The sequence below is a fragment of the Pseudomonas sp. H11T01 genome (assembly GCF_048515765.1).
Taxonomy (GTDB): Bacteria; Pseudomonadota; Gammaproteobacteria; order Pseudomonadales; family Pseudomonadaceae; genus Aquipseudomonas.
Map to the genome: position 1 here is coordinate 26,533 of NZ_JBLYED010000033.1, position 24,716 is coordinate 51,248.

The following is a 24,716-nucleotide window of genomic DNA, read 5'->3' on the forward strand; positions in this document are numbered from 1 at the left end:
GTCCAGGTGATCGAGTCTGTCGTAGCGTCACTGTGTCGTTTTTCGTATCAACTCTTTGCGCAATTTTCCAGGTGACATGCCAAACATACTCTGAAAATGTCGAATGAAATGAGGCGCATCGGCGAACCCACATTCGAAAGCGATTTCCCCGATATGTCGATCCGAGCTGACGAGAAGCCATCGGCCAAACCTGAGTCGAACCTGGCGATAGAATTGGGCTGGAGTGTTACTGGTTTCAGCGACAAACAGCCGCTCCAGTTGCCGTTTGCTGGTACCGACAAGGTTCGCGATTGCGTCAATGTCCAAAGGCTCGGTCATGTGCTTTTCCATCAGCATCACGGCTTCGTGCAGACGCCTGTTCGACGAACTGGCATAGCCAAGTGCCTTGCGCCGGTCGACGAAACTGCCAGAGCTGCTTTTTGCGACCGTCATCTGATGAACAACTTTGCCGGCCCGATCCGGGCCGCAATGCACCCCAATAAGATGAATGGCCAACTCAATCACCGAGATACCGCCTGCGCAGGTGATCCGATCCTTGTCGATGAGGAAGTCGCTGTTGCTGACAAAGCGCAACTTGGGAAACAGACGCTTCCAGTCGTCGCAATGGTAGGCATGCACGCAAGCAGTACGCCCCTCCATCAGACCATGTCGAGCGAGCACGAAGCTGCCAGTGCATAGACCGATCAACGGCACGCCAGCGGCTGCCGCCTGATGCAGAAATGCCGGATAAGTCTTGGGTGCTGCCTCAAGGGAATCAAGCAGTCCACCAATCACCACTATGTAATCAAATTGATGAGGATGGGTGAGTTCACTGTCGATAGGGACATCCAGTCCGCAACTGGAAATGACTCTTTGCCCGGGGGTACCAAGTACTTTCCATTGGCAGCGTATAGGGCGGCTCTGATCACCCGTATCGGCGGCATGTCGCAACGCATCGGTCAGCCCTGACAGTGACAGCAAGGGGAAGCGTGGCCATAACACAATGCCAATAGACAATTCGGTGGCGCCGCGTCGGCTTGGCAGATGACGTGCCTGGCCATTATCAAGCCCTTCCACGAGGCTTTCGCTGGAGGCCCTGGGCAGTACATCTCCGAAATGTCGCAAATGTTCAATCATTCATGCAAACCATCCAACCAGTTATACCGCCGATCACCATACGATGAGCGCCTGCCCAACACCATGCTGTTCATAAAAAAACAATCGAGGAGCGCGTGATGAAGAAGCCCAACGTTCAACGTTTTGCCGGTATCTATGCGGGTCTGCTGGTATCCATGCTGACCTCGGTACCGGCATTCGCACTGGAAACGATAGAGCCGGGAAACCTGACTATTGCGTTCACTGGCGATATGCCGGGGACCGGTTATCAAGACAGCCGGATGGTCGGCTACGACGGTGAAATTCTTCAACAAATTTCTGAGAAGCTGGGTTTGAAGGTTAAACCTGCGTTGATGGACTGGGCCGGCACCATCGCCTCGGTGCAGGCTAAACGCGTGGATGTGATGGCCGGTACGATGGGCTGGACCGAGCAGCGCGCGAAGATCATGACCGTGAGCGACCCGATTCACTATTTCAAGAACGGCATCACCCAGACCGACAAGACCAACTGGAGCAGTCTCAAAGATTTGCAGGGCAAGAAGGTCGGCACCATTACGGGTTTCTCGTTCATCCCTGAGATGCGCAAGATCGAGGGGCTACAAGTGGCGCTGTACGACACATCCGATGCCGCGGTGCGCGATCTCCTCGCCGGGCGCATTGATGCAGTGATCGGCGATCCTCCGGTCATGCAATACGCCATTTTCCGCAACGAGCAGTGGCACCTGCACTTCAACGCCTTCACTGACAACGATCCGAATTTCCCACTGCTGACAGGGCTGGGCCAGGTGGTGTACGGCTTCAATAAAGGGGCCAACCCGCAGCTGGTGGCGGCCGTGAACGAGCAGATCCAGTCCCTCTGGAAAAGCTGTGAAATGCGCAAGATCGGTGCCCGCTACGGTCTGACTCAGGATGTCTGGTATGTCCCGGAAGGCAAGGACCTGAGGCTGGGTGTCGACCGCCCGGCGGACTGGACACTGCCCGGCTGCAAGTAAGCGCTTGAGCGGATGAGTCGGCCTGATACCCCGTGCCGATTCATCGCCATGTCTATAACAAAAAGAGGTTAGCCAAGATGTCGACCCCGTCCGAACCTGCGTTGCTGCGAGTGCATGACCTGCACAAAAGTTATGGTGATCTGGAAGTGCTCAAGGGTATCAACCTGGAGTTGAAAGCCGGTGAAACCCTGTCGTTGATCGGCCCCAGCGGGTCGGGAAAGTCCACTTGCCTGCGTTGCATCAATTACCTGGAAAAACCCACCCGAGGCGATATCTGGCTGGGCGACGAGTTGATCGGGCAGGTCAAGGACGGTAAGCGCGTACGTCTGATGAGTGATCGGGAAATGGCTCCGCAGCGACGCGAGATCGCGATGGTGTTCCAGCTCTTCTACCTCTGGCCGCATTTGAGCGTACGCGACAACGTCGCGCTGGGGCCGATCAAGGCACAGGGTATGCCGCGCAAGCAGGCCTATGAGCTGGCTGACGCCATGTTGGAAAAAGTTCATCTGCGGCACAAGGCTGAGGTCTATCCCGAGCAATTATCCGGCGGGCAGCAACAGCGGGTCGCTATCGCCCGCGCGTTGGCCCAACAACCTAAAGTCATTCTGTTCGACGAGCCGACCTCGGCGCTGGACCCCGAGTTGGTGGGGGAAGTACTGGCCGTGATTCGCGAGCTGGCGCAAGAGGGCCGCACCATGATCATGGTGACCCACGAAGTGCGATTCGCTCGGGATGTGGCGGATCGGGTGATCTTCATGGACGGCGGACACATTGTTGAGCAAGGGCCTTCGGCACAGGTCATCGACAACCCCAGCCATGAGCGCACCCGCAGTTTTCTTGGGCGCATGGCCATGGAGGGCGCTTGATGGCGAACGTTGAAGTCTTCCTCGGGCTACTGCCCTTGTTATTGAAAGGCGCGCTCACCGCCCTGGAAATCGCGCTGTGTACCTTGCTCCTGGCGAGTGCCGGAGGGTTAGTACTGGCGGTATTGCTGACGTTCGGTCGGTCACGGGTGTTGCATGGGGCGATCGGCTGTTTCATTGAATGGATGCGCAATGTTCCCGCGCTGGCGCATCTGTTCCTGATCTATTTCGGTCTCTCCTATCTTGGCATCAACTTGCCCGCGTGGCTGGCCGCCATCGTTGGCTTGAGTCTGGTGGGCAGCGCGGTGTTGGCCGATATTTTCCGTAGCGGCTTGCAGTCGCTGCATGTCGGTCAGCATGAAGCCGGGCTGGCTGTCGGTCTGAGCCGGATGCAGATTCTGCGCTGCATCCTCTTGCCTCAGGCCCTGCGCGTGACGTTGCCGGCTTTCGCCAACTACGTCACGCAACTGGTCAAGGACACGTCCATCGCCTCGGCCATCGCCGTGCCGGAAATCATGTTTCTCGCGCGCAATCTGGTGACCTCCACCTTCCAGACTTCGCTGATCTATTTGGCTGTGATGTGCATCTACGCCGCAATGATTTTACCGATCGGAGTTGGATTCATTCGGCTCGAACGTCATTTTGGGAGCGCGCGATGATCAGTTTTTTTCAGCAATACCCAGAGTACTGGAGCGACTGGATCGCTCGCCTGTTGCTCGGTGCACGGATCAGCGCCGAGTTGTCCCTGATGGGGTTCGCTCTGGCGGCCATGCTGGGGGCGTTGTTGGCCTGGGCGATGAAAAGCCCGAGCGTCATCCTCAAGCGGTCGGCCACGTTCTTTATTCAGAGCATGCGCGCCGTACCTCTTTTGGCGTTGTTGCTGGCCCTGTATTTCGCGTTGCCCAGCCTGGGGTTGACGTTGTCCGGCTATTGGGCCGGGGTCATCGGTCTGGGTTTGCAGGGCGCCGCTTACGTCGCGGAAATCCTCCGTGGCGGCCTGGATTCGCTGCATCGCGGCCAGCGCGAAGCGGCCATCGCCATCGGACTGACGCCGATGAAAGCGTTTACCACCGTCATCCTGCCGCAAGCGATTCGCGGGATGTTGCCGCCACTGCTTAACGCCTACGTGTCGATCCTCAAGGACAGCTCGTTGTGCGCCCTGATTGCCACCGATGAGCTGATGCTGGCGGCGCGGGCCATCGCGTCGGAAACCTTCCTGCCCATGCATGTCTTCCTGCTGGTAGGACTGTTCTATTTTGTGATCGCTTTCCCTCTTTCAATGCTGTCGCGTGTGCTTGAAAAGCACTTTTCACGCGGGCGAAAAACCGTGCGAGGTTGAACATATGAGCACCATAGATCGAGTTACTTCCCACAGCATTGCCCAGTTGCAGCAGGCGCTGCAGGCGGGATCGCTGACTAGCGAAGCGCTGGTTCGTGCGCAACTGGCGCGCATCGAGCGCTTTGACGAGCAGCTCAATGCCTATGTCGAGACCTATCCCACGCGTGCTTTAAGCGCGGCCATCGCCGCTGATCGCCAGCGTGCGAACGGTATACACCTGGGGCCGCTGCATGGCATTCCGCTGGCGATCAAGGACTTGTTCGAGATCGATGGCAAGGCCATCACAGGTGGATCAGTGGCACAGGCACCACGTGTATCGAGCTTGACCGCCACCGCAGTGCAACGCCTGGAGCGTGCTGGGGCAATCATTCTTGGCAAGACCCACACCGTCGAATTCGCTTTCGGTGGCTGGGGCACCAACGCGGTGATGGGCACGCCGTGGAACCCGTGGGACCGTAACGTGCATCGTGCTCCGGGTGGCTCAAGCAGCGGCTCGGCCGTGGCCGTGGCCAGTGGGTTGGCGAGCGCTGCATTGGGCACCGATACTGGCGGCTCGGTGCGGATTCCGGCGGGCATGTGCGGCTTGGTCGGGTTGAAAACCACGCGTGGGCTTATCAGCCGCCATGGCTTGATCGAGCTGTGTCCGTCGCTGGATTCGGTGGGGCCTATCACCCACACCGTTGAAGATGCGGCGTGGATGCTGGACGCACTGCTGGGCCCGGATCCGCTGGATCCGGTTTCGGCCCAGGCACCTGTATTCAGCGCCGCTGCCGGTCTCAATCAGCCGGTAGCCGGTTTGCGCATCTGGGTGTTGCCACAGGCCGAACGAGCGCATGTCGCTCCCGGAGTGTTGAAGGCTTACGATTTGGGGCTCGAGCAGCTGGCTGCGCTGGGCATGCAACTGATCGAGCAACCGCTACCCACCTCGTTGGAGCAGTGCATGCGCATCGCGGGTGGGCTTATGAGCGCCGAAGGTTATGCCAGTCTGGGTAGCTTGTTTGAGCGCGATGATCTGCGTTTCGACCCCCATGTTCAACGTCGCGTACTCAGTGGTCGCGCCATCGACGCAGCGTCGTATATCCAGTTGCAAAATCAGCGTCGTGCGGCTCGGCACGCCATGCAGGAGGCCATGATCAACATAGACGCCTGCGCTTTCCCGACCAACGCTATTGGCAGTGTGCCGTTGGATGAGGTCGATGAATATGGCACGCCACTGGCCTTGTTAGGGCGGTTCGCCAACTTGCTGAACCTGTGTTCGGTGGCGTTGCCCATCGGGTTCGATGAAAAGTGCATGCCGGTCTCGATGCAGATTGTGGGTCGGGCATTCGCCGAACCGCTGATTCTGCGCATCGGCCATGCCTATCAACAGGTCAGCGATTGGCACACGCTACGGCCTGAGGGCTGGGAGCTGGCGGACAAGGCAGTAGCGTGATGGATATAACTGCCTGAACTATCCCTGGGTATCACCCTGCCAACGCCCAAAGTTAGAGTAGGGGTTAGAAAGTGTCACCTATAAATCCATATAAAAATTTAATATATATCTGCCCAGTTATTTCGCGAGTTATCAAAGATTTCATCAGAAAGGTTAACTCCAAGGATGGCGTTTCAATAACGTTGTTTGCCCTGTGCTGAGTTTGCTTTCGTTGCTGTCAGCGGCGTCTCCCGTCGCCAATAAAGTCAGGCCATTTCCTTAGACGGGTAGTGGCTTGCGCAGGGTTATGTGTGTCGTCAAATCGTTAGTTGTCATGAACAACGTTCTGTATCCGGAGATGTATCGTATGCCTTTCACTCGAACTGTTATTGCTCTTTCTTTAGGTCTGATTATAGGACAGGGGCATGTTCAGGCTGCACCGCTGCTTTCGTTGGACAATGCTAAGTCTGAACGGGCCGTAGCAACGAGTAATGCATGGGTTGAGGTCAACAAAGCGGCTTTTGAAAAAAATATTCATACGCTCCAGAACACCTTGACGAATAAATCAAGGCTTTGTGCCGTCCTCAAGGCGGATGCCTACGGTCATGGTGTCGGGTTATTGATGCCGTCTATCATGAAAATGGAAGTGCCCTGCGTAGGCGTTGCCAGCAATGAAGAGGCTCGAATTGTCCGTGAAAACGGATTCAAGGGAGAACTTGTCCGAGTGCGTACAGCGACGTTGGCCGAGGTGGAAGGCGCATTGCCATACAAGATAGAGGAGTTAGTCAGTAGCCTCGACTATGCTCGAGAAACAGCCGCTATTGCTGAAAAGCATGGGCGTCGCCTGAAGGTTCACTTGGCGTTGAACGCAGGTGGGATGAGTCGTAACGGTCTGGAAATGAGTACTGAACAAGGTCGGCAAGAAGCCTTGGCGATCACTCATTTGGCACACCTGGAACTGGTCGGAATCATGACTCACTTCGCGGTGCAGGATAAAGATGATGTTCGGCAAGGGCTTAAGGCTTTCAATGAGCAAACGGCGTGGCTGATAAAGACTGCCGGCATGGATAGAAGCAAAATCACCCTTCATGCCGCGAACTCTTACGCGACTTTAGAAGTGCCGGAGTCGCATTTGGACATGGTACGTGCCGGAGGCGCCTTGTATGGGATGATGGAACCTTCGCATGCCGAGTACAAACGGGTCATGCAGGTAAAGTCATATGTGGCGTCTGTTAATCAATACCCTAAAGGAAATACAGTGGGGTATGACCGAACGGTGACACTGAACCGTGATTCAAAGCTTGCGAATATTCCAGTGGGCTACTCTGATGGTTATCGTCGAGCGTTTACCAATAAAGGCGTTGTCCTTATCGATGGGCAGCGTGCTCCAGTGGTAGGGAAGGTTTCCATGAATACACTCATGGTGGACGTGACAGATATCCCCGCTGTACACGCTGGCGATCAGGTTGTGCTCTTCGGTAAACAAGGCGACAGTGAGATAGCCCAGAGTGAACTTGAAGAACTCAGTGGAACACTGCTGGTGGACCTTGCTACCGTTTGGGGGAGTATCAATCCCAGAACCCTGGTGGTAGATAAAGTCTCTGACTAACCCGTGGAGTCTAGTCGCTACTGCGATGGTAACGCTCACGCAGTAGCAACTGTTGGCAGTGATGGTCGCGGGTCACTGCCCTTGATACAGCAGCGTCAACGCGAAGGCGACCAGCAGGAAGGCTGAGGTGTAATCTATCCACTTTAACCAAGAGGCGTTCAATCGTTTCACGACTGACGCGCAGGCTCCCGCAAGGCCCGCCCACCATAGGGAAGACCCAAGAAATACCCCCAGTACAAGCCGTGCGCCAGTTGTCATGTCTGACTGGCTGACTCCCAGTCCAGCAAAAAGCGTCACGAAGCCCAGGATGGTCATTGGGTTGGAGAGTGTCAGCAGGCATGTTGTCGAGTACATACCCCAAAGATCCCGGGTTGTTGATGAAGTGGTGGTGACGTCACCTTTTTTTCGCCAGGTTTTCCAGGCCAAGTAAAGAAAGAAAACTGCACCCGCTATCCGCAAGTATCGGGTATCACCGATCAGCGTCAATAATCCAGTCAGTCCAAATAGAGCCGTCAATGCATAGGCCGCATCGGCTGTCGCCGCTCCCATCCCGGTGGTAAATCCTGCCTTGAATCCTCCTCTTAAAGTATTTTGGACACACAGTAAGCCTATCGGCCCGACGGGAGCAGCAATGGCCAAGCCTAATAGTATTCCTTTGATTAACATGACAGGATTCTCCTTTTTCGGGGTCTCCATTTTGAATGGCTCACCCCTGCGGATCCCATTGCGATTTGATGGTTTGCAGGCCTCTGCACCTAACAATCCATGTTTTCAATGCCAATGACCGACAGACCTCTCGATCGCTTGGACAAACGCCTTTTAGCAGAGCTTCAGGTGGATGCTCGGTTGAGCTTTGCTGAACTGGGAAGGCGCGTGGGTCTTTCAACACCTGCTGTGGCCGAACGGGTTCGCAAGCTTGAAGATCGAGGTGTGCTGCGAGGCTATCGAGCTGAACTCGATAGCCATTCCATTGGTTATCCGGTGACAGCATTCATTAGGCTATACGTCCCTGCTGAACGCTATGCCGAGGTGTTGTCGGTCATTGAGGGCATGCCTGAGGTGCGAGAGGCCCATCACGTAACGGGCGATGCTTCATTTGTACTTAAAGTTGTTGCGCCCTCATTGATTGCGCTGGAAACGTTAATTTCCTCCTTTGATTCATATGGGGGCACCGAAACTTCGGTTGTTCTTTCGACTCGCCTGGCAACTCGTGGCTTACCTATTAATCCCTATTAAGCTGAGTGCATCGGTCGTCAGAGCCCCTGACTGCTTCTGATCAGTTCATAGGCCCGACGTACCAGCGGATTCACGGTGTTGGGCCGAATCCACAAGTGATAGGTCACGTCCGGCAGGCGCGGCAGGCCGTCATTTTCACCCAGTACGCGCATGTCCGGACCGAGCATTTCCATGCTTCTGGGCGTGACGCCCAGCCCCGCACGAATCGCCGCCTTGATGCCAATCAGATTCGACGCCAGATACGCCTGGCGCCAGGGAATATTGGCGCGCTCCAGAGCCTCAAGGGCATAGCGACGATAGATGCTGGGCTCATCCACGAGAATCAGCGGCAAGGGTTCGCCGGGGTTATGAATGTACTGCGCTGAGCAGATCCACCACACCGGTGATGTGCGCAAGGCGAAGCCTTCGAGGTTTGGGTCTTCACGGGTGGAAATCACCATGTCGACCTTGCCCCGGTGCAGGTCTTCCATCAGAAACGGGCTGCGGCCGACATCGATCTCCAGGCGCAAACGGGGTGCCGAGCGGGCGATGTGGCTGAGGATCGGAGGCAGGATGGTGTCGGCGATGTCATGGGGCGAGCCGATGCGCAACACACCGCTCAAGCTGCTTTCGCGCAGGGAGTTCAGGGCGTCGTCGTTAAGCGACAGCATCTGTCGCGCATGACGCAGTAACTGCAACCCCGCTTCCGTGAGTTGTTTTTGCCGCCCGCGCTTCTCGAACAGACTCACTCCTACTTGTTGTTCCAGGCGTTGCATGTGTTGGGTGACCGACGATTGCGTGCGGGCCAGTTGCGCGCCGGCCTCGGCAAAACTGTGGTGATCGACCACGGCAATGAAGGTGCGCAGTAATTCGAGATCGAGGGTAGGTGGGGTCGACATGGCCATTCTCAGGGCTACTTTTTATAAAGAGTTATATCAAGGGCATGAACATAAACATTATATTTGTTTATGTGTTTTTTGGCGAATTTTTACGGCATAGCCATAAGCGTCAATAAATACGGGGGGTTTTAGGGGTTTTTCTAAATTGAAATACGGAGAGTTATAACGATATTAGATATTTGAATTTCCGTTACATCAGGACTGTACCTAGGATGCCCACACATCAGGTCGGGGTACGCCGATCATTCATGAGGGGAAATCCATGTTGCTCGAGCGCTCGCCCGTTAAACGATTGTTGCCTGTGATGTTGGGTGCCTTGATCTCACTGGCCGCCAGTGGTGCTGCCCAGGCGGATGCAACCCTGGACAAGATCCAGCAACGCCATGTGTTGACGGTGGGTGTTGTACTGTCCGGCGGCCCCTTTGGCAGTATCGACCCGAGCACCCAGAAGCCACGGGGTTTGAATGTCGATCTCGCTCAGGAGCTGGGGCGGCAACTGGGCGCGGAGGTGCAACTGGTGCCGGTATTGCCCGCCAATCGTGTGCAATTTTTGCAGCAGGGCAAAGTTGACTTGCTAATTGCCAACATGGAATGGACTGCCGAACGCGGCGAGATCCTCGGTTTTGTGCCGACGCCGTTCTACCGCGTCGGCGGTACCGCTGCCGTGCTCAAGGACAGCAAGATCAGCCGTTGGGAAGACCTGAAGAATCAACCCGTCTGCACTTCCCAGGGCAGCAGCTACATCAAACCACTCACCGAGTTGGGTGTTGAGATCAAAGCCTTCAAGAGCTCCTCGGAATCCTTGCTCGCGTTGCGTGGCAACAACTGCGTCGCGGCGGTGCATGACGCTACGCTGATCAACCCATTGATCGCCGACAGCGCCGAATGGCAGGGCTATCGAGCGCTCAGCCCGGAACTCAACCCGGCCCCTTCGGTGATCTGGACCCGCCGCGGAGAAAGCGATACCCAGGCCAGGCTCGATCCCATCGTCAAGGAACTGCACCGCAGCGGCTGGCTGATCGAAGCCCAGACCCGCAACCGCATCACCCCCGCGTCACCGGCCTTGGTGGAATTGCAGAAACAGTTCCAGGCCAACGGTGCCTGACCGGTTCACCTCATCGTTTTCAACAGACCGTCGTGTTGCCCGGCGGTCGTTCAAGGTAGTCGTGCATGAACCGAGGGGGCGAACCATGAGTCACTGGTTGGAGCTTTTTGTCCATTGGGCCGCCGGGTTCGGCCTGAACTACGGCTTTCTGCTGGACGCCTATCAACGAGGAAGTCTGGAGCAGGGCGCGCTGACCACGGTGCTGCTGTGCCTGTTCACCATCGTCGGCAGTCTGCTGGCCGGCGTCGGGTTGGCGGCAATGCTGACCTCGGGCAACCCCTGGCTGGTGAAGCCGGCACGGGTGTTTGTTGAAGTCACCCGCAACACGCCGACTTTGGTTCAACTGTATTGCGCGTTCCTGGTGCTGAACATGCTGCTGACCCAGGCCGTCGGCGCGGCCAACCCGCTGACCCCGTTCGCCTGGGTGGTGATTGTGATCTCGCTGCACAAGGGCGCGTTCCATGCCGAAGCTTTGCGTGCCGGCATCGAGGCAGTGCCGGCCGTGACGCTGGAGGCGGCGAGCTCTTTGGCGTTCAGCAGCCGACAGTTGTTGTGGAATGTGCAACTGCCACTGGCCCTGCGCTTTGCCTTGCCTTCGCTGATCAACAACCTGATCGACCTGGTGAAGATGACCGCCGTGGCCTCAGCCATTGCTGTCGGGGATATCACCTACGCGGCGATCATGATCTGGACCCAGAGCGATAACGTGCTGGAACTGATGATCCTGATCCTGACCTTTTTCGGTTTGCTCAGCTTCATCGTCAATTGTGTAGGGCGCTACCTCGAAGCGCGTTTGAGGATGCCCGGTTATGGCCATTGATTCATCCATTGCCGCGCCGGTGGCCTGGCCCCGTCGGCATGTCGGCAAGCTTTTCCTGTTGGTGGCCGCGGTGCTCTGGCTGACCTTCGTGGCCCCGGCCAGCCCGGTGTTCAAGGCATTGCTGCAATGGTCGCCGGCCCTGGTCGTGGGGTTTGCTCAGAACATCCTGATCAGTCTGGTAGCGATCGCGCTGGGTTCGTTGCTGGGGTTATTGGTTGGCGCCCTGGCATTGTCGCCGCTGGGGCTCCTGCGCTTGCCGGCGCGCATCTGGGTGCAGCTGTTTCGTAACGCGCCCTGGCTGGTGCTGATCTATTTCACCACCTATGTGTTCCCGTTCGAGATCCATATCGGCAGCGCCTATATCCCGTTCCCGGACTGGATCAAGGTCACCATTGGGCTGGCCTTGCCAGCGAGCTCCAACGTCGCGGAAATCTTTCGTGGCGCCATTGCCTCGATCCCCAGCACCCAGTGGGAGGCTGCTCGTTCGCTGGCGTTCACTCGTGGGCAGATTTTTCGCTCGATCATCTTGCCGCAGTGCTTCAAGCGCATGTTGCCGCCGTGGATGAACCTCTACGCAGTGATCACCATGGGCACCGCGCTGGCGTCCCTGGTGGGTGTGCATGACGTGATCGACACCGCACAGATCGCCAGCAATACAGTGAACATGACCGGCTTCACCGTGGTGATTTACCTGAGCCTGCTGGTGCTGTTCTTTGCCTGGTGCTACCCGATTTCCCGACTCACCCAACGCCTGGAGCGACGTTATGCCTTCTACTGAAACCGTCGACGAGCCCTTGGTCAGCCTGCGCGATTTGCACCTGTCGTTCGCCAGCAACCCGGTGCTCAAGGGCATCGACCTCGACGTACACCGCGGCCAGGCCGTGTCGATCATCGGCCCGTCCGGCTCCGGCAAGTCGACGATCCTGCGCTGCATCACCGGTTTGTTGCAGCCCCAGCGCGGCACCATTCGTGTCGGCACTACCGAGGTTCACACCCTGGCCCAGGAAGCCCAACGCATCGAGTTGCGCAAGCGCGTGGGTTTTGTGTTCCAGCAGTACAACCTGTTCCCGCATTTGTCGGTGCTGGAGAACCTGGTGATTGCACCGCGCAAGGTGCTGGGGCGCAACCGGGTTGAGGCTGAAAAAGACGCCCGTGCCTTGCTGGCCAAAGTGCGCATGGAACACAAGGCCGATGCCTATCCGGGGCAACTGTCTGGCGGCCAGCAACAACGGGTGGCGATTGCTCGGGCTCTGGCCATGCGTCCAGAACTGATTCTGTTCGATGAAGTGACCTCGGCCCTCGACCCGGAAACCGTCGGCGAGGTGCTGACAGTGATTCGCGAGCTCACTGAAGAAGGCATGACCTGCGTGCTGGTGACCCACGAAATGCGTTTCGCCGAAGAGATCAGCGACATCGTCTACTTCACTGAGAACGGTGTGATCGTCGAGCACGGCAGCGCCACGCAAATTTTTCAGCACCCCACCAGTGAGCGTACCCAAGAGTTTTTACGCCACGCCCTCGGGGATGCCGGACGCCGGCCCCACGTCGGCACTGATCCGTACCTGTTGACCAACCTGAGTCGCTACAGCCTGTCCGTGTAATACAGAGGAGCTAATTCATGAGTACCGATAACCGTGCCGTCGTCATCGAGGACTTCCTCAGGAAAATCCGTGTCATCAATCAACGAGGCGTCGACCGCACCGCGCTGGTGGACATCGTCGCCTTGCTCGAAGCCCTGGCTGAGCGCCGCGATCTGTTCAATTTCGCCGAGTTCCCCGCACCAGTGCCAGGGCAGGGCAGCACCGCGTTCCGCTACCGTCTCAATGACGACGGCGACACACCGACGCTCTACCTGAACTCGCTGTTGCCGGGCAAAAGCACGATTCCCCACAACCACGAAACCTGGGCGATCATCAGCGCCGTCGAAGGCCAGGAAATCAACTACGTCTACGGCCGTACTGACGAAGGTCGCGAGCCTGGCTTCACCACCTTGCAGCTGGAAAAAGAAGTGATCGTGCAGCCCGGTACATCGATCTCGTTTCTCGGCGAAGACCTGCACGGCATTCGTGTCGAAGGCGAGCAACCGACTCTGCATTTCCACCTTTATGGTTTGCCGCTGGAATCCCTCAATGGTCGTTATGGGGTCGAGGCCGACGGGCGCATTCTCAATTACAACGCCTCGCAAATGGCGCCGTCGATCAAGGCCTGGTCATGATCGATCTGTACTTTTCAAACGGGACTCTCATGAGCCAGACCGTTACCCCAGGGCAACTGCAGCAATGGCTGTTCGACGGGCAGGAAATTGCCCTGTTTGACGTGCGCGAGCACGGCCAATATGGCGAAGCCCACCTGTTTTTTGGGGTGAATCTGCCCTACAGCCGCCTGGAGATGGAGGTCCGACGTCTGGCGCCGAATCCTCAGGTGCGGCTGGTGATCTATGACCAGGACGGTGGGGCCGTTGCGGCGCGCTCGGCTCAGCGTCTGCACGCGCTGGGTTATGGTCGTGTGCATGTTCTCGACGGAGGTGCCGACGGCTGGCAGGCAGCTGGCTTTCAGCTTTTTGCCGGTGTGCATGTGCCCTCCAAGGCCTTTGGCGAATTGGTGGAGGAGGCCAGTCACACGCCCCATGTCACCGCGCAGCAGCTGGCTGAATGGCAGGCCCGTGGCGAACCGCTGGTGGTGCTGGACGGTCGGCCGTTCGATGAATACCGCAAGATGACCATTCCCGGCTCAATCTGCTGTCCGAACGGCGAATTGGGTTATCGCATACACGATCTGGTGCCGGACGACAGCACGCCGATTGTGGTCAATTGTGCCGGTCGAACCCGCAGCATTATCGGGGCTCAGACGTTGATCAACCTGGGCTTGAAAAACCCGATCTATGCCCTGGAAAACGGTACTCAAGGCTGGTATCTGGAAGATTTTCAGTTAGAGCATGGCAGTACCCGACGGTATTCCGACGAGGTGTCCCAGGCCGCATTGCCCGCGCAGCGACATGCTGCTACACAACTGGCCGAACGAGCCGGGGTGCAACCCGTTGAGGCGGCTCAGGTCGAGCGGTGGGCCAAAGAAACCGGACGTAGCCTGTTTCTGTGCGATGTGCGCACCGCCGAGGAATTTGCCGCCGGCAGTCTGCCGCGTGCACAACACACACCGGGCGGGCAGTTGATTCAATCCACCGATCTGTACGTCGGCGTGCGTCAGGCGCGACTGGTGCTGATCGACAGTGACGGCATTCGCGCACCGATTGTCGCCAGTTGGCTCCGGCAGTTGGGGCATGAGGCTTATGTCCTGGCGGGGGGCGTGAGCAGCGGTCTGGCGTTGCCCACTCTTGAGGCTATCGCCTACGAGGCGTTGCCATTGATCACGGCACAGGGATTGGCCGATGCGCTCAAGGATGACGCGGTCGCACTCATTGACCTGCGTCCGAGCATGGCCTGGCGCAAAGGCCATATCGCCGGGTCGCGCTGGTCGATCCGTTCGTTGCTGGCGGCCAGGGTGGCCGGTGAGCAGCGACCACTGGTGTTGTTGGCCGATGAGCCGGTGCTGGCTGCTTTCGCGGCACTGGAATTGCCCGAAGCTCAGCGCGCGCAAATCCGGCTGTTGGACGGCGGTCTCGGCGCCTGGCGCACGGCGGGTCTTAGAGTGCAGGAGGATGCCAGCACACTGTCCGTTGACCAGTGCATCGATTTTCTGTTCTTTACCCACGACCGTCACTCCGGCAACAAGGAGGCGGCGCGTCAGTATCTGGCCTGGGAAATCGGCTTGCTGGCGCAAATGAGCGAAGACGAAATCGCCAGTCTCAAGCCGCTGCCTGCGCCATCCCCAGCCACCCGCGATACCCGGGTTCGCACCCGTCTGGTGCATTCGGCGCGTACCGAAAAGGGCAGCGGCGGTCGGGCCGTCAACGTGCCGGTCACTCGTTTAAGCACGGTGCTGTTCGACAACCTGGCGCAAATGCGCGACGCCCGTGCTCGCCGTGACAGCGAACGAGTACTGAGTTATGGCGCCCGGGGCAATCCGACGGCGTTCGCCCTGGAAGACTTGGTGACGGAACTGGAAGGCGGTTATCGCTCGCGGCTGTTCGGCACCGGGCTGGCGGCGGTCGCCCACACCTTCCTGGCGTACTTGCGCCCTGGCGATCATGTATTGATCAGCGACGCGGTGTACTCGCCGGTGCGGCGTCTGGCTGCTGACTTTCTCCAGCCGTTCGGCATTCAAGTCAGCTACTTCACCCCTGACGGCAGTGACCTGCAAGCGCAGCTGCAAGCCAACACCAAAATGGTCTACACCGAAGTGCCAGGCTCACTGCTGTACGAACTGAGCGACTTGCCGGCCATCGCTGCGCTATGCAAACCCCGTGGCATCCTGCTGGCGGTGGATAACACCTGGGGCTCGGGTTATCTGTATCGACCGCTGACCCTGGGGGCGGACATTTCGATCATGGCCCTGACCAAGTACCTGTGCGGTCACAGCGACGTGGTGATGGGCAGCGTCTGCACGCGGGAAGAGGTCTGGCCGGCGCTGGCGGCCATGAGCGATACCTTTGGCAGCACGGTCAGCCCCGACGATGCCTATTTGGTACTGCGCGGCGCGCGAACCCTGGCACCGCGATTGGAGGTGCACGAGCGCCAAGCCCTGGAAATCGCCCATTGGCTGCAAGCGCAACCACACGTGAAACAGGTCTTCCATCCGGGCTTGCCCGAACACCCTGGCTACCTCCTGTGGCAGCGGGATTTCAACGGCAGTAACGGATTGCTCTCGTTCGAATTGCACGACGACGCAGACGCCACCTACGTCGAGCGATTCATCGATGCGCTCCAGTTGTTTGGGCTGGGCGCTTCCTGGGGCGGCTACGAAAGCCTGGTCACTGTCGCCAATACCCAGGATCGCAACAGCGCCACAGATCGTGCATTGAACCCGGTGCTGCGGTTGCATATCGGGCTTGAGGACGTCGAGGCGTTGATTGAGGATTTGACGCGCGGGTTCGCTGCCGCAACGTACACCTGAGGTGCAAACCGGCTCTCAATCAGGGGAGGGCGTGCGAGCGGCAGATTTATCCCCTCCGTTTCCGGCGGCAAAAAGCTCTAAGGTAATGACTAAAGGTTATTTTTTTAATTCCTAAATGGAATATATCGTCGGCTCCCAGGAACGGTGATTTTATCTTGAGGGATTCACGATGCGGCGTCTTACGACTTTGGCAATGGCGATGGCAATCAGCGGTTCGGCATGGGCAGTGACCGCGCCGGATACGCTGGTGGTGGCGCGTTCGATTGACGATATCGTCAGTCTTGATCCCGCCGAGAGTTTCGAAATTACCGCGACCAACACCTTGGTCAATCTGTACCAGCGTTTGCTTGAGCCTGACCGCCATGACCCTTCCAGGCTGGTCCCGGCGTTGGCTACACGCTGGCAGGCGGGCAGCGATGACAAGAGCCTGATTTTCGAGTTGCGTGCCGGAGCGACGTTCGCCTCGGGTGACCCGGTACGTCCAGAGGACGTGATCTATTCGTTGAACCGCGTCGTCAAGCTGAACAAAACACCTGCGTTCATTCTGGGTGAGTTGGGCTGGACGGAGGAAAATATTGACGGTTTCCTGACCAAGGTGGATGAGCATCACGTCCGAATCGCCTGGCCGGCAGCGGTGGGTAGCGTCTTCGCCTTGAGTATCCTGTCGGCCACGCCCGTTGGTTTCATTGTCGATGCCGTGGAAGTCGAAAAACACACGCAAGGTGGTGACCTGGGCAATGGCTGGTTGAAAAATCATTCGGCAGGCTCTGGCGCTTATGCATTGCGCACCTACACACCCCATGAGGCCGTGGTCTTGCAGGCCAATCCCCATGCCGCTACAGCGCCGAAGTTGAAGACCGTGGTGATCAAAAACGTCACCGACCCGGCGACTCGTCGTCTACTGGTGGTACAGGGTGATGCTGACCTCGCGTTTGATTTGGGCGCCGATCAGTTCAGTGCCCTGGAGCAGCAAAAGGGTTTGACGGTCCAGCGATTCCCCTCGTCGATGATCTACTACCTGGGTATCAATAGCGGCAACACTCAGGTGCCCGCCTTGAACAATCCAGCCTTCTGGGAAGCTGCACGCTGGCTGGTGGATTATCAGAGCATTTCCAAGGATTTGTTGAAGAACCAGTACAGCGTACACCAGGCGTTTCTGCCCACGGGGCTGGCCGGATCAGTGAGCGATACGCCGTTCAAGCTGGACGTGGATAAAGCCAAAGCCGTCCTGAAAAAAGCCGGTATCGCCGAAGGCACCAAGGTCGAGTTGAGTGTCTTCAACCAGCCTCCCTACACTGACATTGCCCAGGCACTGCAAGCGAGCTTCGCCAAAGCGGGCATCGACATCGCAGTACGTCCGCTGGTGGAAAGCGAACTGTGGGCAAAAATGCGTAGCCGTGACTATCAACTGATCTTTACCTATTGGGGCATGGATTACCTGGACCCTAACTCGAACGCCAGTACCTTCACCTACAACGTGCCCAATGGACCCAAAACCCTGGCCTGGCGTACCCAATGGGATATCCCGCACCTGAGCGAAGAGACTCGCGCAGCAGCGGCTGAACGTGACCCGCAGAAACGAATCGCCTTATATGGTCAGTTGCAACAGGCCGTGCAGAAGAGCTCGCCGTTCGTGGTGGCGTTGCAAGGGCAAAACCAGGTCGCCGTCCACGATGGGGTCCAGGGCGTACTGCAGAACATCGCCGTCTCTCTGCCGTATTTCGATCAGGTGAGCAAAACCAAGTGAGGGTAGGTGCCTCACGCAGGGTTCAGGTAGCGGGTACGGGATTGTTGACCTTGTTGGTCACGCTGATCGGCCTGCTGTTCTTCACCTTTATGTTGACCACGTTGTCGCCGGTCGATCCGGCATTACGCATTGCCGGGGATCGTGCCAGCGAATCGTCGCTGGCTCAGGTGCGCACTGAGCTGGGGTTCGACCAGTCCTGGCCAGTGCGTTTCGGCCGCTACCTTAACGGTTTGGCACAGGGTGATCTGGGCATTTCCACTACCTCCCGCCAGCCGGTGCTTGAGGATCTGCAGCGTGCGTTGCCGGCCACTCTGGAGCTCGCCACCCTGGCGATTGTGCTGGGGGCCGGTCTCGGCTTGTCTTTGGGTCTGCTCGCTGCCTGGCGACCGGGCGGCTGGGTCGATGCCTTGGTGCGGTTGTTCTCGCTGATCGGCTATTCGGTACCGGTGTTCTGGCTCGGCCTGCTGATGTTGTTGCTGTTCTACGCGAAATTGCAGTGGGCGGGCGGCCCTGGTCGCCTGGACGATTCGTTTTTGTACAGCATCGAGCTGCCCAGCGGCTGGATGCTGTGGGACACCTGGCGCTCCGGCGAGGTGGGTGCTTTGGCCAATGCTTTCGCGCACCTGGTCTTGCCGGTGCTGGTGCTGGCGTTCTATGCCATGGCCGGGATTTGCCGACTCACCCGTTCCGCCTTGCTCGGCGAGATGGGCAAAGAGTATGTGGTCACCGCGCTGGCCAAAGGTGCCGGGCGCGGTCGTGTGCTGATGCGGCACGTCTTGCCGAACGTCGCGGGCACCCTGGTGGTTGTGGTCGCCCTGGCCTATGCCAGCTTGCTGGAAGGTTCGATCCTCACCGAAACCGTTTTCGCCTGGCCGGGTATCGGCCGCTATCTGACCACCGCGTTGTTCGCCGGCGATGTCCCGGCGATTCTCGGCAGCACGTTACTGATCGGCCTGTGTTTCGTGGTGGTCAATGGCGTCGCCGATGTGCTCGCCAGCATGATCGACCCGCGAACTCGGGAGTTGTTATGAGTCTTTCTGTGACCTTCGACAGTGTGTCTGCGCGACGACTGTGGCGTCGCTCGCCGGCATTGACCCTGGGCGTATCACTGATCGTATTGCTGGTGTTGGTGGCAGTGTTCGCGCCTTGGTTGAGCGGTTTCAATCCGAACCTGCAGAACATTCCTCAGCGCCTGTTGCCACCGTCGGCCAGTCATTGGTTGGGTACCGACGGTTTTGGCCGTGATCTGTTCACACGGCTGCTCTATGGGGCGCGCCCGACCTTGCTGTTGGTGTTACTGGTATTGCTGTTGACCTTGCCCATCGGTGTGTTGGTCGGTGTCACCGCCGGCTTCTACGGCGGTTGGCCCGAGCGGATCCTGATGCGTATGACCGATGTGGTCATGGCGTTCCCGCAATTGGTGCTGGCGCTGGCGTTCGTCGCTATTCTCGGTCCCGGTCTGCTCAACGGCGCGCTGGCGCTTTCGCTCACCGCCTGGCCAGCGTATGCCCGCCAGGCGCGGGCCGAGACCAGTGTCCTGCGTGACAGCGATTACCTCGCCGCCGCTCATCTGCAAGGAATACGCGGCGCGCGTCTGTTACTCGGCCACGTGTTGCCGCTGTGTCTGCCGTCGGTGATCGTGCGGGTGGCAATGAATCTGGGCGGCATCATTCTGGCCGCTGCCGGGCTCGGTTTCCTCGGGCTTGGCGTGCAGCCGCCAACGGCCGAATGGGGCTCGATGGTCGCTGATGGCAGCCGTGTCATCTTCGATCAATGGTGGGTCGCCGCCGCACCGGGTATTGCCATTCTGCTGGCGAGCCTGTCCTTCAATCTGCTGGGCGACGGCCTGCGCGATGTTCTGGATCCTCGCCATGGCACGTGATCATTCCCTACTTGATGTACGCGGCCTGCGGGTGCAGTTTGCGGGGCGAGACGGTGAGCCGATCGAGGTGGTCAAAGGTGTCGACTTCACTGTCGGCACCGAAAAGGTTGCCTTGGTCGGCGAGTCCGGCTCGGGCAAGTCACTGACCGCGCGGGCGCTGCTGGGTCTCGTTCCGCGTCCCGGCCAGGTCACTGCCGAGCATCTGCGCCTGGGGGGCAGCGAGCTGCTCGGGTTGAGCGCCAGGCAGTGGCAGGCCCTGCGCGGCACGCGTCTGTCGCTGGTGCTGCAAGATCCTAAATACTCCCTCAATCCAGTGCTCAAGGTGGGCACCCAGGTTGAGGAGGTGCTGGTGTTGCACACGCGGCTGGGGCGTCGTGAGCGCCGTGAGAAGGTGTTGGACATGCTCGAAGCGGTAGGTTTGCCGAACCCGACGGCACTCTATGACAGCTACCCCCACGAATTGTCCGGGGGCATGGGGCAGCGGGTCATGCTGGCGGCGATGCTGATCAACGATCCTCGGGTGTTGATCGCTGACGAACCCACCTCGGCGCTGGACAGCGGCCTGCGGGACCAAATGCTTGAATTGATGATGGGGTTGGTGGAGCAGCGGGGCATGGGGCTGCTACTGATCAGCCATGACCTGCCCTTGGTCGCGAAGTATTGCGACCGGGTACTGGTGATGTACCGCGGGCAGATTGTCGATCAATGCCGGGCAGCGGATCTGGCGGTTGCCAGCCATCCCTACACGCGCACTTTGTGGAATTGCCGGCCCTCGGCACTGAGTTATGGTGACTCGTTGCCGACCCTGAACCGAAGCTTGCTTGAGGAACGGCCATGAGCCTGGTGGACATCAGCACATTGACCGTGAGTTTCAAGCGCGGGTTGAGTCATTTCACAGCACTACAGGTGGAGGACTTGCACATCGAGCCCGGCGAGTGCTTTGGCTTGATTGGTGGCTCCGGTTCCGGCAAATCGACCCTGTTGCGAGTGCTCGCTGGACTGCACCGTGATTGGCAGGGCGGGGTACAGTTGCTCGGCCGGTCCCTTAAAGCACAACGAGCGTTCACTGGCCGCTTGCGGCGGGATGTTCAGATGGTGTTCCAGGACCCTTATGCTTCGTTACACCCCTTGCACCGAATCCGCCGCAGCTTGCGCGAGCCGCGGCAGATCAATGGGCTGCCTTTCGATGAGGCCAGTTTGTTAGCGTCATTGGAGCAAGTGGGCTTGCCTGGCGAGGTTCTGGAGCGTTACCCGCATCAATTGTCCGGCGGCCAGCGCCAACGTGTCGCCATTGTCCGAGCTCTGCAATTGCAGCCCAAGCTGCTGTTACTCGACGAGCCAACCTCGGCGCTGGACATGACCGTCCAGGCGGAAATACTCAATCTTCTCCAGGCACTGCGCCGCGATACCGGCATGACCATGATTCTGGTCAGCCACGACATCAACACCGTTGCGCATCTCTGCGACAGGGCGTTGCTGATCAACCAGGGATGTATTGAACAACGCCTTGATCGTGCCGCATTGATTGAGCGGGCACGTACTTCAGCTTAGGCGGGGCCGCCCCGTCTTCGACGCCGCGCTGTCGCGCATAGAACACCTGTAGGAGCACGGCTTGCCGGCGATGGCGTCCTTGAGGTCGCCATCGTCGGAACGCCGCTCGGACCAATCGAGCGTCGACCGGCTGCTATTAAAAAAAATCCATATATTTCAAAGAGTTATTTTTAGTTCTATAAGAGTTCTTGGTGGACTTTGACAGGGCACGCTCGACATTTAGCTAGAGAGAAGGGCTATCTGCCATGAATCATATGATTCTAAAAAATAATCTATAAATAATTTTCGGGTATTAGCTTAGTGACTTTTTATATTCTATTTAGGAATAAATAAATCATTATTTATTCCTTTTGTTATTGGTTCGCGAGGTGCATTTTGAAGGCCTGCACATCGGTGCGGATTTGCTCAACATCAGACAGGAAGCCTCATCATGACCATCAAAGCGATCAACGTTCGGAACCAGTTCAAGGGCGTCATCAAGGAAATACTGGAAGGCGAAGTGGTCTCCGAAATTGATGTGCAAACCGCCTCCGGAATCGTCACCTCGGTGATTACCACCCGTTCAGTGCGCGATCTTGAATTGAAAGTCGGTAGCGAGGTCATTGCGTTCGTCAAATCCACCGAGGTTTCGATCGCCAAGCTCTGAAATTCAAGCCATGACGCGAACCGTAGCAGCTGCCGCCAGCTGCTACACAGAACTTGAAAACACCACATTAAGGCCTTTCATGAAGTTGAAAAAACTCATCGTCGCCGCCAGTCTGCTGCTTGCCGCAGCGGGGGCTCATGCACAGCAAGCCATCGATATCAGTTACCAGCGTTCTTCAACGCTATGGATTCTGCTCAAGCAAAACGGCCAGCTGGAAGAGCGCCTGAAACCCTTGGGCTTCACCGTTAACTGGCATGAATTCAGCACCGGCCTGCTCAGTTCCCTGAATGCTGGCAGCGTCGATTTGCATGCCGACGTGGCCGACGCCTTTGCGCTGTTCACCCAGGCTGCCGATGCGCCGCTGACCTACTACGCACGGGAAAATCCGTCGTCCAGCGCGCAGGCGATCATCGTCCAGGACCATTCACCGATCCACAGCGTCGCCGATCTGAAAGGCAAGACCGTGGCGGTCTCCAAAGGCTCGGGCAGCAACTTCCTGCTTATTTCAGCGTTGAAAAAAGCCGGGCTGACCCTCGCCGATATCACACCGCGTTACCTGGAAGCACCGGATGGCGGGGCTGCGTTCGCCAATGGCAGTGTCGATGCCTGGGTCATCTGGGACCCGTTCCTGGCGACCCAACAGTTGGATCATCATGTACGCGTGCTGGCGGATGGCAAGGACGGGGTGGCCAACTACAACCGCTTTTACCTGGCGACCACGAAGTTCGCCGAGGCGCATCCGGATGTGTTGCAAGTCACCTTCGATACCCTGCGCGAGACCGGGCAGTGGGTCAAAGCGCATCCGCAAGAGGCCGCGCAGATTCTCGGGCCGCTGTGGGGCAACATTCCGCCCGCCACCGTGGAGCTTGCGAACACCCGCCGCAGTTACGACATCGTCCCGGTCAAGATCAATGAACTGGCCGAGCAGCAGCGCATCGCCGACACCTATTACGCGGCGAAGCTGACGCCCAAGCCACTGAAGGTTTCCGACATCACCGTCTGGACTCCGAAGATCAAGTAAGAAGACCCGTCCAGTTCTTTGGAGCCTTGCCATGAGTCGTCAAATTCACCTGTCTGCCTTCTTGCTGACAGGTCCGGTCATCCACAGTCACGCGGTGTGGCGGCACCCGGAAACAGTCGGTCATTACCTCGAGCCCGAGTACTACGCGCGTGTCGCCAAAGTGGTGGAGGAGGGGCTGTTCGACTTCCTGTTTTTCGCCGATCGCCTCGCGGTCGGCGATCAGATGGGCGGCTCCCGGGAATTGGCGTTGCGCTATGGCGCCCAGGACGCGACACGTCTGGACCCCTTGCCGATCCTGTCGTACCTGATCGGTCAGACCCATAAGCTGGGCCTGGGTGCGACCCGTTCCACGACCTATTACGAGCCCGCGCACATCGCCAGGGAATTCGCCACCCTGGACCACCTGTCCAAGGGCCGTGCAGCGTGGAACATCGTCACCTCGATGAACGACAGCGAAGGGCGTCTGTTCGGCAAGGACAAACACCTGGAGCATGACCTGCGTTACGACCGTGCCGACGAATTTGTCGAAGTGGCCTTGAAGCTGTGGCGCAGCTGGGGGCCGGACGCGCTTAAGCTGGACCGCGAAAACGGGGTCTTGGCCGATCCGTCGAAAATCCACTCGGTGCAGCACAGTGGCGAGTGGTTCAAGGTCGAAGGGCCGCTGAATATTCCGCGCACGCCCCAAGGGCGACCGGTGCTGATCCAGGCCGGGTCATCCGGTCGTGGACGGCGTTTCGGTGCGCGTTGGGCCGAGGCGATCTTCACCATTCACCCGCACTTGAGCGCCATGCGCGCTTTTCGCGACGACGTGCGTGCGCAGGTCGTGCAACAAGGGCGCGAGGCCGACAGCTGCAAAGTGTTGACGGCGGTCATGCCGTTCATTGGCGGCACCGAAGCCGAAGCGCGCGCCAAGCGGGATAGGCACAACGCCTTGGCGCGTCCGGAGTTGGGGTTGGTCACGCTGGCCTCACAGCTCAATGTCGACCTGTCGCCTTTTCCGTTGTCCGCGACCCTGGCCGACATCGCCCAATCGCCACTGATCCACGCGGCCGCCGCCGAAAAGCTACTGATGCAAGGCGCGGATACCACCCTGGAGCAATTGGGGCGGATTTTCGCCAGCAGCGTTCGCGTGCCGCAACTGGTGGGCACCGGCGCCCAAATCGCCGATCAACTGGCCGAGCTGTTCCTGGGCGAAGGCTGCGACGGTTTCGTGATCTCACCGGGTTATCTGCCGGGCTCGTTCAGCGAATTCGTCGAAAGCGTGACTCCCCATCTGCAACGCAAAGGGTTGTTCCGCCGCGCTTACGAAGGCTCGACCTTGCGTGAGCATTTGGGGCTTGCAGAATTGAAGGACTGACACCTCCATAAAACCAAAGGCTTGCTTGGGCTGGGGGAGAGCTGGTAATCAGAGTGGACACAGCCCTCTGTGGGAGCGAGCTTGCTCGCGATGGACGTTAACGATGACGCGGGTTTTCTGATTAAACGCGGCACTCTCAAGTCCATCGCGAGCA

Annotated in this window: 24 protein-coding genes; 21 read left to right on the plus strand and 3 right to left on the minus strand. The window is 58.4% G+C overall.

Annotated features, from left to right (window positions below; translation table 11 throughout):
• Positions 1–27: 27 nt before the first annotated feature.
• A complete protein-coding gene (locus tag ACN1C3_RS29055; protein WP_419119155.1) occupies positions 28–1,116 on the minus strand; it encodes a GlxA family transcriptional regulator in 1,089 nt (362 codons plus the stop codon).
• 98 nt (positions 1,117–1,214) lie between these two features.
• Between ACN1C3_RS29055 and ACN1C3_RS29060 the strand changes: the two genes are divergently transcribed.
• The 6 genes from ACN1C3_RS29060 to alr all read left to right on the plus strand — a co-directional run bounded on the left by ACN1C3_RS29060 (position 1,215) and on the right by alr (position 7,309).
• On the plus strand, positions 1,215–2,087 hold the full coding sequence (locus ACN1C3_RS29060) for a substrate-binding periplasmic protein (RefSeq protein WP_419119156.1): 873 nt from the start codon (positions 1,215–1,217) through the stop codon (positions 2,085–2,087).
• A 77-nt stretch (positions 2,088–2,164) separates the two neighbouring features.
• A complete protein-coding gene (locus tag ACN1C3_RS29065; RefSeq protein WP_419119157.1) occupies positions 2,165–2,953 on the plus strand; it encodes an amino acid ABC transporter ATP-binding protein in 789 nt (262 codons plus the stop codon).
• The gene (locus ACN1C3_RS29070; protein ID WP_419119158.1) at positions 2,953–3,609 is read left to right on the plus strand and encodes an amino acid ABC transporter permease; all 657 of its coding nucleotides are present in this window, start codon (positions 2,953–2,955) and stop codon (positions 3,607–3,609) included. The genes ACN1C3_RS29065 and ACN1C3_RS29070 overlap by 1 nt, the downstream gene beginning before the upstream one ends.
• The gene (locus ACN1C3_RS29075; RefSeq protein WP_419119159.1) at positions 3,606–4,289 is read left to right on the plus strand and encodes an amino acid ABC transporter permease; all 684 of its coding nucleotides are present in this window, start codon (positions 3,606–3,608) and stop codon (positions 4,287–4,289) included. Before ACN1C3_RS29070 ends, ACN1C3_RS29075 begins: the two co-directional genes overlap by 4 nt.
• Before the next feature lie 4 nt (positions 4,290–4,293).
• Positions 4,294–5,721: an amidase gene (locus ACN1C3_RS29080; protein WP_419119160.1), complete on the plus strand. Its 1,428-nt coding sequence runs from the start codon at positions 4,294–4,296 to the stop codon at positions 5,719–5,721.
• A 346-nt stretch (positions 5,722–6,067) separates the two neighbouring features.
• Entirely contained in the window at positions 6,068–7,309 is a 1,242-nt protein-coding gene (gene alr / locus ACN1C3_RS29085) for an alanine racemase (protein WP_419119195.1), read from the plus strand.
• A gap of 72 nt (positions 7,310–7,381) precedes the next feature.
• Here alr and ACN1C3_RS29090 read toward each other — a convergent pair whose 3' ends face one another.
• Positions 7,382–7,975 (minus strand): LysE family translocator, encoded by a 594-nt coding sequence (locus ACN1C3_RS29090; protein ID WP_419119161.1) that lies wholly within the window; start codon positions 7,973–7,975, stop codon positions 7,382–7,384.
• Between the two features lie 114 nt (positions 7,976–8,089).
• Between ACN1C3_RS29090 and ACN1C3_RS29095 the strand changes: the two genes are divergently transcribed.
• Positions 8,090–8,545 carry an Lrp/AsnC family transcriptional regulator gene (locus ACN1C3_RS29095; protein ID WP_419119162.1) on the plus strand — a complete coding sequence of 152 codons (456 nt, stop codon included), beginning with the start codon at positions 8,090–8,092 and terminating at the stop codon, positions 8,543–8,545.
• A 17-nt stretch (positions 8,546–8,562) separates the two neighbouring features.
• Here the strand turns inward: ACN1C3_RS29095 and ACN1C3_RS29100 are convergent, their stop codons facing one another.
• Positions 8,563–9,423 carry a LysR substrate-binding domain-containing protein gene (locus ACN1C3_RS29100; RefSeq protein ID WP_419119163.1) on the minus strand — a complete coding sequence of 287 codons (861 nt, stop codon included), beginning with the start codon at positions 9,421–9,423 and terminating at the stop codon, positions 8,563–8,565.
• Positions 9,424–9,685: 262 nt separating this feature from the next.
• Here ACN1C3_RS29100 and ACN1C3_RS29105 point away from each other — a divergent pair, with 262 nt between their 5' ends.
• The 14 genes from ACN1C3_RS29105 to ACN1C3_RS29170 all read left to right on the plus strand — a co-directional run bounded on the left by ACN1C3_RS29105 (position 9,686) and on the right by ACN1C3_RS29170 (position 24,562).
• The gene (locus ACN1C3_RS29105; protein ID WP_419119164.1) at positions 9,686–10,528 is read left to right on the plus strand and encodes a transporter substrate-binding domain-containing protein; all 843 of its coding nucleotides are present in this window, start codon (positions 9,686–9,688) and stop codon (positions 10,526–10,528) included.
• Between the two features lie 85 nt (positions 10,529–10,613).
• On the plus strand, positions 10,614–11,348 hold the full coding sequence (locus ACN1C3_RS29110; protein WP_419119165.1) for an amino acid ABC transporter permease: 735 nt from the start codon (positions 10,614–10,616) through the stop codon (positions 11,346–11,348).
• Positions 11,338–12,126: an amino acid ABC transporter permease gene (locus ACN1C3_RS29115; RefSeq protein WP_419119166.1), complete on the plus strand. Its 789-nt coding sequence runs from the start codon at positions 11,338–11,340 to the stop codon at positions 12,124–12,126. The genes ACN1C3_RS29110 and ACN1C3_RS29115 overlap by 11 nt, the downstream gene beginning before the upstream one ends.
• A complete protein-coding gene (locus ACN1C3_RS29120; RefSeq protein ID WP_419119167.1) occupies positions 12,113–12,949 on the plus strand; it encodes an amino acid ABC transporter ATP-binding protein in 837 nt (278 codons plus the stop codon). The genes ACN1C3_RS29115 and ACN1C3_RS29120 overlap by 14 nt, the downstream gene beginning before the upstream one ends.
• 17 nt (positions 12,950–12,966) lie before the next feature.
• Entirely contained in the window at positions 12,967–13,563 is a 597-nt protein-coding gene (locus tag ACN1C3_RS29125) for a cysteine dioxygenase (RefSeq protein WP_419119168.1), read from the plus strand.
• 29 nt (positions 13,564–13,592) lie between these two features.
• Positions 13,593–16,358, plus strand: coding sequence for a cystathionine beta-lyase (gene metC, locus ACN1C3_RS29130; protein ID WP_419119169.1), 2,766 nt, complete (start codon positions 13,593–13,595; stop codon positions 16,356–16,358).
• A gap of 169 nt (positions 16,359–16,527) precedes the next feature.
• The gene (locus ACN1C3_RS29135; RefSeq protein ID WP_419119170.1) at positions 16,528–18,105 is read left to right on the plus strand and encodes an ABC transporter substrate-binding protein; all 1,578 of its coding nucleotides are present in this window, start codon (positions 16,528–16,530) and stop codon (positions 18,103–18,105) included.
• Positions 18,102–19,136 carry an ABC transporter permease gene (locus tag ACN1C3_RS29140; RefSeq protein WP_419119171.1) on the plus strand — a complete coding sequence of 345 codons (1,035 nt, stop codon included), beginning with the start codon at positions 18,102–18,104 and terminating at the stop codon, positions 19,134–19,136. The genes ACN1C3_RS29135 and ACN1C3_RS29140 overlap by 4 nt, the downstream gene beginning before the upstream one ends.
• Positions 19,133–19,987 carry an ABC transporter permease gene (locus ACN1C3_RS29145; protein ID WP_419119172.1) on the plus strand — a complete coding sequence of 285 codons (855 nt, stop codon included), beginning with the start codon at positions 19,133–19,135 and terminating at the stop codon, positions 19,985–19,987. Before ACN1C3_RS29140 ends, ACN1C3_RS29145 begins: the two co-directional genes overlap by 4 nt.
• Positions 19,977–20,825, plus strand: coding sequence for an ABC transporter ATP-binding protein (locus ACN1C3_RS29150; protein ID WP_419119173.1), 849 nt, complete (start codon positions 19,977–19,979; stop codon positions 20,823–20,825). The genes ACN1C3_RS29145 and ACN1C3_RS29150 overlap by 11 nt, the downstream gene beginning before the upstream one ends.
• Positions 20,822–21,538 carry an ABC transporter ATP-binding protein gene (locus ACN1C3_RS29155; protein ID WP_419119174.1) on the plus strand — a complete coding sequence of 239 codons (717 nt, stop codon included), beginning with the start codon at positions 20,822–20,824 and terminating at the stop codon, positions 21,536–21,538. The genes ACN1C3_RS29150 and ACN1C3_RS29155 overlap by 4 nt, the downstream gene beginning before the upstream one ends.
• Positions 21,539–21,968: 430 nt before the next feature.
• On the plus strand, positions 21,969–22,184 hold the full coding sequence (locus ACN1C3_RS29160; protein ID WP_007904463.1) for a TOBE domain-containing protein: 216 nt from the start codon (positions 21,969–21,971) through the stop codon (positions 22,182–22,184).
• 79 nt (positions 22,185–22,263) lie between these two features.
• Positions 22,264–23,205 (plus strand): aliphatic sulfonate ABC transporter substrate-binding protein, encoded by a 942-nt coding sequence (locus ACN1C3_RS29165; protein WP_419119175.1) that lies wholly within the window; start codon positions 22,264–22,266, stop codon positions 23,203–23,205.
• Between the two features lie 31 nt (positions 23,206–23,236).
• The gene (locus ACN1C3_RS29170) at positions 23,237–24,562 is read left to right on the plus strand and encodes an LLM class flavin-dependent oxidoreductase (RefSeq protein ID WP_419119176.1); all 1,326 of its coding nucleotides are present in this window, start codon (positions 23,237–23,239) and stop codon (positions 24,560–24,562) included.
• The last annotated feature ends 154 nt before the right edge of the window (positions 24,563–24,716 follow it).